Origin of the sequence: Janthinobacterium sp. JC611, from assembly GCF_018682595.1 — a bacterium.
GTDB lineage: Bacteria > Pseudomonadota > Gammaproteobacteria > Burkholderiales > Burkholderiaceae_D > Janthinobacterium.
This window is the reverse complement of the sequence record NZ_JAFLJN010000009.1, coordinates 81,681-93,434: the sequence shown is the minus strand read 5'-3', so window position 1 is coordinate 93,434 and position 11,754 is coordinate 81,681. Positions and strand designations below refer to the sequence as shown.

The following is an 11,754-nucleotide window of genomic DNA, read 5'->3' as shown; positions in this document are numbered from 1 at the left end:
GGATTCCAGCATGGCTGTCCGTCTGCGTTCTGACGTTGGCGGCCAGCATGGAATTCGCTGGTGCTTGACGCGCATGGCCGGGATTTGGTCGTGTTGCTTTCATGGAGGAGCGGCAGCGGTCCAGTACGGAGAAATCCGCAGCCGTTTAAAATATCATTATTTTTGGGTGGTTGGGGAAAACATGACACATGCAAAGCGACTTCAATCGTTGCTGCTCGGGCTGTCTTTGACAGCGTTTGGCATCGGGCGATGGGCCACGGCGGCACCGGCTGCCGGCACCTATCCCGGCACCGGCGGTCCCGTGCCGTTCGAAATGAATCTGCAACCGCCGGCGACACAGATCGCCCATGAAATCTACGATTTGCACACCCTGATGATGATCATCTGCCTGGTGATCTTCGTGGCCGTGTTCGGCGTCATGTTCTATTCCATCTTCAAGCACCGCAAGTCCCTGGGCCACAAACCGGCCACTTTCCACGAAAGCACCACCGTCGAGATCGCCTGGACCGTCGTGCCTTTCCTGATCGTCATCGGCATGGCCCTGCCTGCCACGCGCACCGTCGTCGGCATGAAGGACACGTCGAACGCCGACATCACCATCAAGGCCACCGGCATGCAGTGGAAATGGGGCTATGACTACCTGAAAGGCGAGGGCGAAGGCATTTCCTTCCTCTCCAATCTGGCCACGCCCCGTTCGCAAGTGGGTGCGCCAGGCGCGCCGCCGACGGAAAAGCGGGGCGAAAACTACCTGATCGAAGTCGACAATGAAGTCGTCGTGCCGGTCCACAAGAAGATCCGCATGGTGCTGACGGCCAACGACGTCATCCACGCCTGGTCCGTGCCCGCCTTTGGCGTGAAGCAGGATGCGATTCCCGGTTTCGTGCGCGACACCTGGTTCAAGGCCGACCACATCGGCACCTTCCGCGGCAATTGCGCCGAGCTGTGCGGCAAGGAACACGCCTTCATGCCCATCGTCGTCAAGGTCGTATCAAACGAAGACTACAAGGCCTGGGTTGATGTAAAACAAAAGGAAATGGCGGCATTGGCTGATGATCCAAGCAAGGTGTGGACCATCGACGAATTGAAGGTCAAGGGCGAGAAAGTGTATGCGGCCAACTGCGTGGTCTGCCACCAGGCGACAGGCAAGGGCGTGCCCGGTGCGTTTGCGCCGCTGGACGGCTCGGCCGTGGTGAACGGTCCGAAAGCGGATCAGATCCACGTCTTGCTGAACGGGCAAAAGAGCGGCAAGTATCCCGCCGAGATGCCTGCCTGGAAACAGCTGTCCGACACGGAAATTGCCGCAGTGATCACTTACACGCGCAATTCCTGGGCGAACAAGGCCGCAGAGAACATCGTTCAACCAGCCGAAGTCGTGGCTGCACGTAAGTAATTAGGAGCCGCACATGAGTACTAGCACGAGCACCTTGGACCACGCCGGTCACGATCACGACCACGCCCACGACCACCCGACAGGCCTGCGCCGCTGGCTGTTTGCCACCAACCACAAGGATATCGGCACCCTGTACCTGTGGTTCTCGTTCATCATGCTGCTGTCGGGCGGCGTGCTGGCCCTGATGATCCGTACGGAACTGTTTCAGCCAGGCTTGCAATTCTTTCACCCAGAATTCTTCAACCAGCTGACCACCATGCACGGCCTGGTGATGGTGTTCGGCGCCATCATGCCGGCCTTCGTCGGCTACGCCAACTGGATGATCCCGCTGCAAGTGGGCGCGTCCGACATGGCGTTTGCCCGCATGAACAACTTCTCGTTCTGGCTGCTGCCGCCGGCCGCGCTGCTGCTGGCCACCTCCTTCCTCGTGCCTGGCGGCGCCACGGCCGCCGGCTGGACCCTGTATGCGCCGCTGTCGACGCAGATGGGGCCTGGCATGGACATGGCCATTTTCGCCATGCACCTGATGGGCGCCTCGTCCATCATGGGCTCGATCAACATCATCGTCACCATCCTCAACATGCGCGCCCCCGGCATGACCCTGATGAAAATGCCGATGTTTTGCTGGACCTGGCTGATCACCGCGTATCTGTTGATCGCCGTCATGCCCGTGCTGGCCGGCGCCATCACCATGACCCTGACGGACCGCCATTTCGGCACCTCCTTCTTTAACGCGGCAGGCGGCGGCGACCCCGTCATGTACCAGCACATCTTCTGGTTCTTCGGCCATCCCGAGGTCTACATCATGATTCTGCCGGCCTTCGGCATCGTCTCGCAGATCCTGCCCGCGTTCGCCCGCAAGCCTTTGTTCGGCTATGCCTCGATGGTCTACGCCACCGCCTCGATCGCCATCCTGTCCTTCATCGTCTGGGCGCACCACATGTTTACCACCGGCATGCCGGTGACCAGCCAGCTCTTCTTCATGTACGCGACCATGCTGATCGCCGTGCCGACGGGCGTGAAAGTGTTCAACTGGATCGCCACGATGTGGAAGGGTTCCATGACCTTCGAGACGCCGATGCTGTTCTCGGTGGGCTTCATCTTCGTCTTCACCATGGGCGGTTTCACCGGCCTGATTCTGGCCGTGACGCCGATCGACATCCAGCTGCAGGATACCTATTATGTGGTGGCGCACTTCCACTACGTGCTGGTGGCCGGTTCGCTGTTCGCCCTGTTCGCTGGTTTCTACTACTGGTCGCCGAAATGGACGGGCCACATGTACAACGAGACGCGCGGCAAGATCCATTTCTGGCTGTCGCTGATCACGTTCAACGTGACCTTCTTCCCGATGCACTTCCTGGGCCTGGCCGGCATGCCGCGCCGCTACGCCGACTATCCGGCGCAGTTCACCGACTTCAACATGATCGCCTCGATCGGCGGCTTCGGCTTCGGCCTGATGCAGGTGTACTTCCTGTTCTTCGTGGTCTTGCCGACCATCCGCGGCGGCAAGGCTGCGCCGGCGAAACCATGGGAAGGCGCGGAAGGCCTGGAATGGACCGTGCCGAGCCCGGCGCCTTTCCACACGTTTGAAACGCCGCCGACAGTGAAATAAGGTATCCCGGGCCGGCGTGTTGCGCGGCCCGTCTTGAATAGAGTGCCTGTCATGACCGAACGTAAAAATCCGAACAACCTGCGTACCGGGCTGATACTGGCCGCCCTGGCGGCCTTCTTCTTCCTGTCCGTGTTCGCCAAGCGGCTGTGGCTGTCGTGACGACGCCCCACCAACAGGAAACACGCGGCCTGAACCGCAAGATGCTGGGCAAGCTGCTCGTCATTGCCGTGCTGATGTTTGGCTTTGGCTATGCCCTGATTCCCGTCTACAAGCAGATTTGCGAAGTGATGGGCATCAACGTGCTGACGCAAAAAGATGGCACGGTGGCCTACGACAACAACACGCAAGTCGACACGACGCGCAGCATCACCGTCGAGTTCGACGGCAATGCGCAGGGACCATGGCGCTTCCGCCCGACCGTGTCGAGCATGCAGGTGCATCCGGGCGAATTGGTGACCGTCATGTATGAAGTGGTCAACACGCAAAACCGCGTCGTCAACGCGCAAGCCATTCCCAGCTACGCGCCGCAGAGTGCCACGCCGCATTTCAAGAAGGTCGAGTGCTTCTGCTTCAAGCAGCAGACCTTGAAGCCCAACGAAGCGCGGCAGATGCCGGTGGTGTTCTTCCTCGATCCGGCCCTGCCGAAAGAGGTGAAGACCATCACCCTGTCGTACACGTTTTTCGAGATTGCCGGTCTGAGCCAGGCTCAGACGCCAGCCGTCCAATAGGAGAGTGCCATGGGTGAATCCGCCAAGCCGGAAAAAGCGTCGTTCCTGTATTCGCTGCGGGCCGTCGTGTGGTCGTTCACGGGACTGCGCCGCAAGAGCGATTTCGACACGGATTCGGCCAAGCTCAATCCCGTGCACATCGTCATCGCCGGCTTCCTGGTGGTGGCTTGCCTGATCGGCATCTTGATTTCGATAGTTAAATTCGTCGTTTTATAAATTATAAAAAAACCACCCTACAAGTTTTTGAGGAGATGATGATGAGTTCCAACCACGCCGCCGTACCGTATTATTTCGTGCCCGGCCCGTCGCGCTGGCCCATGCTGGGCGGCGCCAGCCTGCTGCTGACCATGATCGGCGCCTCGGCCTGGGTCAACGACGTCGCCTGGGGCCCGTACGTGAACTACCTGGGCATCGCCGGCATCCTGCTGGTGCTGTATTTCTGGTTCGGCGACGCCATCAGCGAATCGGAACAGGGCCTGTACAGCGAGCGCATCGACCACTCCTTCCGCTGGAGCATGAGCTGGTTCATCTTTTCGGAAGTCATGTTCTTCGCCGCCTTCTTCGGCGCCCTGTTCTATGCGCGCAGCATTTCCATGCCGTGGTTGGCCGACCTCGACCACAAGGTGATCTGGCCCGATTTCGCCGCCCACTGGGGCAATACGGGACCGGCCGGCACGGTGCAGGAATTTACCACCATGACGCCGTTCTGGATTCCGACCATCAATACGGCCTTGCTGCTGCTGTCGGGCGTGACCCTGACCATCTCGCACCACGCGCTGCGCGCCGGCCACCGCGCCATGACGGCCCTGTTCCTGTTCGCCACCATCGTGCTGGGCGCCATCTTCATGGGCTTCCAGGTCTACGAATACATCCACGCCTACAGCGAACTGAACTTGAAATTGACGTCCGGCATCTATGGCGCCACCTTCTTCATGCTGACGGGTTTCCACGGCTTCCACGTGACCCTGGGCGCCATCATGCTGTCCGTCATCCTGTACCGCGTCCTGAAAGGCCACTTCACGCCCGAGCACCACTTCGGCTTCGAAGGCGCGGCCTGGTACTGGCACTTTGTCGACGTCGTCTGGCTGGGCCTGTACGTGGTCGTGTATTGGTTATAATGGCGGGGCAGGGCGCGCGTGGTTGAAGGCGCGCCGGCGCCATAAAAAAAAGCCGTACCGGGACATCCTGGGTACGGCTTTTTTCTTAGTGTGAAGAATTTGCCAATCAGGCAATGTCAGGTGTTAATGAATTCCAGTGGGCTGAATATAGCCAAGCTTGTGCGCCAGCAGGATCAGCAAAAACAGGGTGATGGACAAACCCACGCGCAGGGCCAGCGCCTGCACGGTGCGGTTGCTCTTGCCCTTGTCGCGCATGAGGAAGAACAGGGCCGAGCCCAGGCTGCCCAGGATCAGGATGAAGGCGATGGCAACGAGGATTTTCATGGATGGTAGCGCCGGGCTTGAGGAGGTTTCATTGTAATGCGTATCCGCTTCCATTTTAGATGGATTCCGTTTGTTGTAATGCTGCTACTGGTGGCCCTGGGGATTTCTTTGGCGCAATGGCAGCAGCGCCGTGGCGACGAGAAGGTCGCCCGCGCCGCCCGCCTGGAAGCGGGCAACCGGGCCGCGCCCCTGGCCTTGACGGCCGCGCCCCTGTCGCCGGCCGACGCGCAGGCGATCGAATACCGCCGCGTCACCGTCACGGGCCGTTTCGTGCCCGCCTGGACGGTGTACCTGGACAACCGCCCCTACCAGGGCCAGGCCGGCTTTCACGTGCTCACGCCATTCCAGATCGACGGTTCCGCCATGCACGTGCTGGTGGCGCAGGGCTGGCTGCCGCGCAACAATGCCGAGCGCACGCGCATTCCCGATTACGCCACGCCGGCCGGCACGGTGACGATTTCCGGCATCGCGCGCCTGAACGCCGGCCACGTGATGGAACTGGGCACGGCGCCGCCGCTGGCGCCGCACGCCATCGTGCAAAATGCCGATATCGCCCAGCTGGCCCAGGCCAGCGGCCTGGCCTTGCAGCCTTTTATCCTTGAACAAACAGTCGACGGAGTGACGGCGCCAGCGTCCAGCCAGCTTCCCGTGCGCGACTGGCCGGCGCCGGACCTGGGCGCCGACAAGCACCGCGGCTATGCCTTCCAGTGGTACGCACTGGCACTGATGGCTTTTTTATTTTTTGTCTTTACAGGATTTCGACGTGCAAACAAACATCCCTGAAGCAACGCAAGACGGCAACGATAAACAGGCACAGAACAGCGGTCGCTGGAAACTGCTGGCCGTGGTGGCCGTGTGCGCGTTTCCCATCATCGCCTCGTATTTCACGTATTACATCATCAAGCCCACGGGCCGCAACAATTACGGCGCCCTGATCGACCCGCGTTTGCACCCGATACCGGAAGCGCAATTGCAGGTGACGGAACTCGATGGCAAGGCGGCGCCGCTGGCGCAATTCAAGGGCAAGTGGGTGCTGCTGCAGACGGGGCCGTCCGATTGCCAGGAAGCGTGCAAGAAGCAATTGTTTGACATGCAACAACTGCGCCTCATGCAGGGCAAGGAACGCGAACGCCTGGAACGGGTCTGGCTGGTGACGGATGCGCAGCCGCTCGACACCCTCGTGATGCGCGAATTCGACGGTACCAGCATGTTGCGCGTGAATGGCGACGCCCTGAAAGCGTGGCTGCCCGTGGAGCCGGGCGGCAAGTCCAGCGACCATTTGTACCTGATCGATCCGCTGGGCAATCTGATGATGCGCTTCCCGAAAGACGCGGACCCGAACAAGATCAAGAAAGATATCGCCAAGCTGCTCAAAGCTTCGGCGATCGGTTGAGGAGTCCGCATGCCGACGATGCATCTCTCCGCGCTGGCCCAGCTGGGCTTGACTGGCCTGCTGGTGGCGCTGCTGCCTTTGAGCATGGTTTGGGTGTCCGCGGACGCCAATAAATACCGCAAGCTCGTGTGGATCGCCGTCTTCCTGACGGTCGACCTGATCATGTTTGGCGGCTTCACCCGCCTGTCCGATTCCGGCCTCGGCTGTCCGGACTGGCCCGGCTGCTATGGCTCGGCCAATCCCTTCCTCGCACACGAGCACATCGTGGCGGCGGAAACCCTGATGCCGACGGGCCCCGTGACGGTGGTCAAGGCGTGGATCGAAATGACGCACCGCTACCTGGCCATGGCCATCGGCGTGCTGATCGTGGCGATGATGGTGCAGGCGTGGCGCCAGTGGCGCAAGAGCCGCCGCGCCGAATTCGCCCCCGCGCTGCCGACGGCGCTGTTTCTGTTCGTCTGTCTGCAAGGCGCCTTCGGCGCGTGGACCGTCACCCTGAAGCTGCAGCCGGTGATCGTCACTATCCACTTGCTGTTGGGCATGGGCTTGCTGGCCATGCTGACGTGGCTGGGCGGGCGCCAGGACCATGCCGTGGCGCCAATCAAGCGCGCCGACGCGGACGCTGCCGTGCTGCGCCCCGTGCGCGCGCTGGCCGTCATGTCGCTCGTGCTGCTCACCGTGCAGATCGCGCTGGGCGGCTGGGTGAGCACCAACTACGCGACCCTGGCTTGCACGGATTTCCCCCTGTGCGGCGGGAAAGTCATTCCGGAGATGGATTTCGAGCATGGTTTCCATCTGTGGCGCGAACTGGGCAAGACGGCCGCCGGCCACTACCTGCCGTTTTCCGCGCTGACGGCCATTCACTGGGTGCACCGCAATTTTGCCTTCATCGTGCTGGCCGGTGTCGGGTATACGGTGTGGCGCGCGTGGACGCTGCCATCCTTGCGCGGTACGGCGCGCTGGGTGGCGCTGGTGCTGGCCCTGCAGGCGGCCACGGGCCTGGCGACGATTTACCTGAGCTGGCCATTGTCGATTGCCGTCCTGCATAACGGCGGGGCGGCGCTGCTCGTGTTATTGCTGACCATGTTAAACTACAAGGCTAAATTTCAACTCGATGTAGCGCGCAATGTTCAGCGCGCTTGCGCCGCCGCGCCAGTGTCCTCGGCACCAGCCAGTCCTTCCCGTACCGCATAAATGACTACTCAGACCATCAGCCGTAAACCATCCCCCCGCATTGCCCAGTACTGGGCGCTGACCAAGCCCCGCGTGACGCAGCTGGCCGTGTTTTGCGCCGTCATCGGCATGTTCCTGGCCAGCGAGGAGTTGCCCGACTGGCACGCGGTGGTGTTCGGCACCGTCGGCATCTGGCTGCTGGCCGGCGCAGCGTTTGCCGTCAATTGCCTGGCCGAGCGCGAAATCGACGCGCGCATGGCCCGCACGGCGCGCCGCCCGATGGCCATGGGCGACATCACGGTGAAGCAGACGGTGGTGTTCGCGCTGGTGATCGGCGGCCTGGGCATGGCGATTCTGTACCACCTCGTCAATCCGCTGACCATGTGGCTGACCTTTGTCACCTTCGTCGGCTACGCCCTGATCTACACCATGGTGCTGAAACCGGCCACGCCGCAAAACATCGTCATCGGCGGCCTGTCCGGCGCCATGCCGCCCGCGCTGGGCTGGGCCGCCGTCGCCAACGACGTGCCGATGCAGGCCTGGCTGCTGGTCCTGATCATTTTTGTCTGGACGCCGCCGCATTTCTGGGCGCTGGCCATGTACCGCCGCGACGATTACGCGCGTTCGGGCTTGCCCATGCTGCCCGTCACGCACGGCTTGAAATTCACGCAATTTCACGTCTGGCTGTACTCGATCGCGCTGGCCGCCACCACCTTGCTGCCGTACGCCGTGCGGATGAGCGGCCTGATCTACCTGGCCTCGGCCGTGGTGCTCAACGCCGGCTTCCTGTATTACGCGTGGAAGATGTACCGCCACTATACGGACTTGATCGCGCGCAAGGCCTTTACGTTTTCCATCATCTACCTGGCCTTGCTGTTCGCGGCTTTGCTGGTCGACCACTACATTCCCCTCGGAACATGAAAAAAACCCTGACCCTGTTGCTGGCGGCCGCCCTGGTCGCCGTCCTCGCCGGCTGCGGCAAGCCGGCCGCACCCAAGCTGGCCTTCAAGAACACGGACGTGACGGGCCTCGGTTATGCGCGCGAGTTCGCGCTGACGGACCACACGGGCCATCCGCGCACCCTGGCCGACTACAAGGGCAAGCTGGTGCTGATGTTCTTCGGCTACACGCAATGCCCGGACGTCTGTCCCACCACCATGGCCGACATGGCGCAGGTGATGCAGGAAATGGGGCCGCAGGCGGACCAGGTGCAAGTGCTGTTCGTCACCGTCGACCCCGAGCGCGACACGCAAGCCTTGCTGGCGCAATACGTGCCCGCCTTCGACCAGCGTTTCGTGGGCCTGTACGGCAGCCTGGAACAGACGGCCAAGGTGGCCAAGGAATTCAAGGTGTATTACGCCAAGGTCGAGGGCGAGACGGACGAGAGCTACACGGTCGACCACACGGCCGGCACCTATGTCTTCGACCGCGAAGGCAAGATCCGTTTGTTCGTGCGGCATGGCGAAAAGCCCGCCGCCATCGCGCACGATCTTAAACTTCTGCTATCCTGATCCGGTCGCGCCCCCGGGCGCCATCTTCAGGATGCGCAGTACATGGATAAACGTTTCGAGCCCCACGCCCGCCTGGCAGCCATCATCTTCTTGCTGATCGGCTGCTTTTTCGTCCTGCGGCCCTTCCTCGCCGCCATGCTGTTTGCCGCTTGCGTGGGCATCTCCAGCTGGCCCCTGTATCTGCTCCTGCTCGAGCGCCTGAAAGGCCGGCGCAACTGGGCGGCCGCCATCATGACCGTCTCGCTGCTGCTCGTCATCGTGCTGCCGCTGGCCCTCGTTACCTACAACCTGGCCGATAATGTGTCGCGCATCTACGAACAATTGCGCGCGGCGCTGGAAACGGGCGGCCTGCATCCGCCGGCCTGGCTGGCCAGCATTCCCGTGGTGGGCGAAACCATCGACGGCTACGTGCAGCGGCTGCTGGCGGACCGCGAGGAATTACTGAATCTGGGTAAAACCATGCTGGAACCGGCGCGCCACTTCCTCGCTTCCGGCGGCATCCTGCTGGGCACGGGCCTGGCGCAGACCAGCCTGGCCGTGTTCGTCAGCTTCTTCCTCTACCGCGACGGCCAGCAACTGAGCCGCGCCCTGATGACGGGCGCAGGCCGCATCATCGGCGACAGCGCGCCAGGCGTGGGCCTGACCATCAGCCGCACCGTGCGCGGCGTCATGTACGGCTTGCTGGGCACGGCGCTGGCGCAGGCCCTGGTGGCGGTGGTGGGTTTCCTGATCGCCGGCGTGCCGGCCGTGGCGCTGCTGGGCGTGGCCACCTTCATCTTTTCGCTGATCCCCGTGGGGCCGCCCCTGATCTGGGGCGGCGCCGCCATCTGGCTGTTCAATGACGGCCAGACGGGCTGGGGCATCTTCATGCTGGTGTGGGGGGCATTGCTGATCAGCGGCGTGGATAACGTGGTGAAACCCATGCTGATCAGCCGCGGCAGCAGCCTGCCGTTCCTGCTGGTGCTGCTGGGCGTGCTGGGCGGCGTGCTGGCCTTCGGCTTCGTCGGCATCTTCATCGGACCGACCCTGCTGGCGGTGCTGTACAGCCTGCTACAGACGTGGACCGTGGGCGAGACCACCGTGCCGCAGGGAAAAGATACGCTTACCTTGAAAAAAGATTAATCGCGTAAATCGGCATCGAGGTCGCGTTCCTGTTTCGGAATCACCTTGATGAGCACGATGCGGGGCCCGTTCATCTTCTTGACGACGATGTCGAAGTCGACGAAGGTGATGCGCTGGCCCTGCTTCGGGATATCCCCCAGCTTGACCATGATCAAGCCGCCCACCGATTCCACGTCATCGAGTCCCAGTTCCTCGTTTTCGATATCGATGCCGAGGATGCGTTCGAGCGAGAAGATGGGCAGGCTGGCCTTGCCGATCAGGGTGCCGTCGCTTTGCTTGAGCCAGTCGTTTTCATTGCGGCGGAATTCATCGCGGATTTCGCCGACCATGGCGCCGAGCAAGTTATCCAGGGTGATGAAACCCAGCGGACGCTTGCCCTTTTCGCCGATCAGGGCGAAGTGGGGCGCGCCGTCGCGGAAGCGGCGGAACAATTCCAGCGCCGGCGTGCGAGCGGAAATGATGTCCACCGGACGCAGGAAGGGCGTGAGTGAGGTGATCGGCTTGCCCGCCTGCTGGGCAAAGAACAGGTCTTTCAGGTGCACCACGCCCAGCACGTCGTCTCCATTCGTGTCGAAATACGGGTAGCGGCTGAAGCGGTTGCGCAGCACCGTGTCGAGGTTTTCTTCCAGCGTGTTGGACGCGTGCAGGGCGATCACTTCATTGATCGGGCGCATCAGGTCCGATACCGTCATCTGTTCGAAGTCGAGCGACTGCGCCAGGATGTTGCGTTCGTCGCGCGTGAATTTCTCGCCCGGCTGGCTGGTGCGCAGGATCAATTTCAATTCTTCGGACGAATAATGGGCATCGTGGCCGCCCTTGCCGGACAGGCCGGCCAGGCGCAGCACCCAGTTGGCGCTGGCGTTGAGCAGGTAAATGGCCGGATACATGGTCCAGTAAAAGCCGTACAGGGGAATCGCGCTCCACAGGCCGACGGCTTCCGGGTTGCGGATGGCCATCGATTTGGGCGCCAGTTCACCCACGACGATGTGCAGGAAGGAAATCACGCTGAAGGCGACGACGAAGGAAACGCCGTGGATCAGCTCTTGCGAAGTGACGCCGATGGCGCCGAACAGCGGCTCCAGCAGTCCGGCAAACGCCGGTTCGCCGACCCAGCCCAGGCCCAGCGACGCCAGGGTGATGCCCAGCTGGCAGGCCGACAGGTAGGCGTCCAGCTGGCCGTGCACCTTGGCCAGGATGCGGCCCCGCACCCCCTGCGTCTTGGCGATGGCGCGGATGCGCGTGCGCCGCAAGGTGACGATGCCAAATTCGGCGGCAACAAAAAAACCGTTCAGCGCGACCAGGAAGAGGGCGAGCAGGACTAGCAAGACATTGTGCATGGGGGCGCTGAAGATGGGCTGTAAAAACGTCATCTTAAACGACGAA

Annotated in this window: 14 protein-coding genes; 12 read left to right on the top strand and 2 right to left on the bottom strand. The window is 62.0% G+C overall.

Going from position 1 to position 11,754, the window contains the following annotated elements; genetic code table 11:
- Positions 1–181 precede the first annotated feature (181 nt).
- From coxB to J0O65_RS07955, 6 genes are read left to right on the top strand one after another with little or no spacing between them, the layout of a single operon-like run.
- Positions 182–1,390, top strand: a complete 1,209-nt coding sequence (gene coxB / locus J0O65_RS07980; RefSeq protein WP_215405704.1) for a cytochrome c oxidase subunit II — start codon at positions 182–184, stop codon at positions 1,388–1,390.
- 13 nt (positions 1,391–1,403) lie between these two features.
- Positions 1,404–3,002, top strand: coding sequence for a cytochrome c oxidase subunit I (ctaD, locus tag J0O65_RS07975; RefSeq protein WP_215405702.1), 1,599 nt, complete (start codon positions 1,404–1,406; stop codon positions 3,000–3,002).
- A 51-nt stretch (positions 3,003–3,053) separates the two neighbouring features.
- Positions 3,054–3,161, top strand: a complete 108-nt coding sequence (locus tag J0O65_RS07970) for a cytochrome oxidase small assembly protein (protein ID WP_215405700.1) — start codon at positions 3,054–3,056, stop codon at positions 3,159–3,161.
- On the top strand, positions 3,158–3,730 hold the full coding sequence (locus J0O65_RS07965; RefSeq protein WP_215405698.1) for a cytochrome c oxidase assembly protein: 573 nt from the start codon (positions 3,158–3,160) through the stop codon (positions 3,728–3,730). The genes J0O65_RS07970 and J0O65_RS07965 overlap by 4 nt, the downstream gene beginning before the upstream one ends.
- Before the next feature lie 9 nt (positions 3,731–3,739).
- Positions 3,740–3,946, top strand: coding sequence for a DUF2970 domain-containing protein (locus J0O65_RS07960; protein WP_077399736.1), 207 nt, complete (start codon positions 3,740–3,742; stop codon positions 3,944–3,946).
- 41 nt (positions 3,947–3,987) lie between these two features.
- Entirely contained in the window at positions 3,988–4,848 is an 861-nt protein-coding gene (locus J0O65_RS07955) for a cytochrome c oxidase subunit 3 (protein ID WP_215405697.1), read from the top strand.
- 123 nt (positions 4,849–4,971) lie between these two features.
- On the opposite strand, the gene J0O65_RS07950 is transcribed toward J0O65_RS07955, so the two are convergent.
- Complete coding sequence (locus J0O65_RS07950; RefSeq protein WP_034748996.1) at positions 4,972–5,172, bottom strand: twin transmembrane helix small protein; 201 nt, start codon at positions 5,170–5,172, stop codon at positions 4,972–4,974.
- 36 nt (positions 5,173–5,208) lie between these two features.
- Between J0O65_RS07950 and J0O65_RS07945 the strand changes: the two genes are divergently transcribed.
- The 6 genes from J0O65_RS07945 to J0O65_RS07920 are packed head-to-tail and all read left to right on the top strand — an operon-like array spanning position 5,209 to position 10,371.
- Complete coding sequence (locus J0O65_RS07945) at positions 5,209–5,955, top strand: SURF1 family protein (protein WP_215405694.1); 747 nt, start codon at positions 5,209–5,211, stop codon at positions 5,953–5,955.
- Positions 5,936–6,565, top strand: coding sequence for an SCO family protein (locus tag J0O65_RS07940; RefSeq protein ID WP_353056167.1), 630 nt, complete (start codon positions 5,936–5,938; stop codon positions 6,563–6,565). Before J0O65_RS07945 ends, J0O65_RS07940 begins: the two co-directional genes overlap by 20 nt.
- Before the next feature lie 18 nt (positions 6,566–6,583).
- Positions 6,584–7,759, top strand: a complete 1,176-nt coding sequence (locus tag J0O65_RS07935) for a COX15/CtaA family protein (protein ID WP_215406008.1) — start codon at positions 6,584–6,586, stop codon at positions 7,757–7,759.
- Positions 7,760–8,659 carry a heme o synthase gene (gene cyoE, locus J0O65_RS07930; RefSeq protein ID WP_215405692.1) on the top strand — a complete coding sequence of 300 codons (900 nt, stop codon included), beginning with the start codon at positions 7,760–7,762 and terminating at the stop codon, positions 8,657–8,659.
- Positions 8,656–9,249 carry an SCO family protein gene (locus J0O65_RS07925; protein WP_215405690.1) on the top strand — a complete coding sequence of 198 codons (594 nt, stop codon included), beginning with the start codon at positions 8,656–8,658 and terminating at the stop codon, positions 9,247–9,249. Before cyoE ends, J0O65_RS07925 begins: the two co-directional genes overlap by 4 nt.
- Before the next feature lie 42 nt (positions 9,250–9,291).
- A complete protein-coding gene (locus J0O65_RS07920) occupies positions 9,292–10,371 on the top strand; it encodes an AI-2E family transporter (RefSeq protein WP_215405688.1) in 1,080 nt (359 codons plus the stop codon).
- On the opposite strand, the gene J0O65_RS07915 is transcribed toward J0O65_RS07920, so the two are convergent.
- Positions 10,368–11,708, bottom strand: a complete 1,341-nt coding sequence (locus J0O65_RS07915) for a hemolysin family protein (RefSeq protein ID WP_215406006.1) — start codon at positions 11,706–11,708, stop codon at positions 10,368–10,370. The two genes, J0O65_RS07920 and J0O65_RS07915, sit on opposite strands and share 4 nt — an antisense overlap.
- Positions 11,709–11,754: the final 46 nt, after the last annotated feature.

What these genes read in the sequence shown, in the direction of transcription:
- J0O65_RS07960 (WP_077399736.1), top strand. Translation starts at nt 3,740, where the DNA reads ATGGGTGAATCCGCCAAGCCGGAAAAAGCGTCGTTCCTGTATTCGCTG.
- J0O65_RS07945 (WP_215405694.1), top strand. Translation starts at nt 5,209, where the DNA reads ATGCGTATCCGCTTCCATTTTAGATGGATTCCGTTTGTTGTAATGCTG.
- J0O65_RS07955 (WP_215405697.1), top strand. Translation starts at nt 3,988, where the DNA reads ATGAGTTCCAACCACGCCGCCGTACCGTATTATTTCGTGCCCGGCCCG.
- J0O65_RS07970 (WP_215405700.1), top strand. Translation starts at nt 3,054, where the DNA reads ATGACCGAACGTAAAAATCCGAACAACCTGCGTACCGGGCTGATACTG.
- J0O65_RS07925 (WP_215405690.1), top strand. Translation starts at nt 8,656, where the DNA reads ATGAAAAAAACCCTGACCCTGTTGCTGGCGGCCGCCCTGGTCGCCGTC.
- J0O65_RS07915 (WP_215406006.1), bottom strand. Translation starts at nt 11,708, where the DNA reads ATGCACAATGTCTTGCTAGTCCTGCTCGCCCTCTTCCTGGTCGCGCTG.
- J0O65_RS07950 (WP_034748996.1), bottom strand. Translation starts at nt 5,172, where the DNA reads ATGAAAATCCTCGTTGCCATCGCCTTCATCCTGATCCTGGGCAGCCTG.
- cyoE (WP_215405692.1), top strand. Translation starts at nt 7,760, where the DNA reads ATGACTACTCAGACCATCAGCCGTAAACCATCCCCCCGCATTGCCCAG.
- J0O65_RS07920 (WP_215405688.1), top strand. Translation starts at nt 9,292, where the DNA reads ATGGATAAACGTTTCGAGCCCCACGCCCGCCTGGCAGCCATCATCTTC.
- coxB (WP_215405704.1), top strand. Translation starts at nt 182, where the DNA reads ATGACACATGCAAAGCGACTTCAATCGTTGCTGCTCGGGCTGTCTTTG.
- ctaD (WP_215405702.1), top strand. Translation starts at nt 1,404, where the DNA reads ATGAGTACTAGCACGAGCACCTTGGACCACGCCGGTCACGATCACGAC.
- J0O65_RS07935 (WP_215406008.1), top strand. Translation starts at nt 6,584, where the DNA reads ATGCATCTCTCCGCGCTGGCCCAGCTGGGCTTGACTGGCCTGCTGGTG.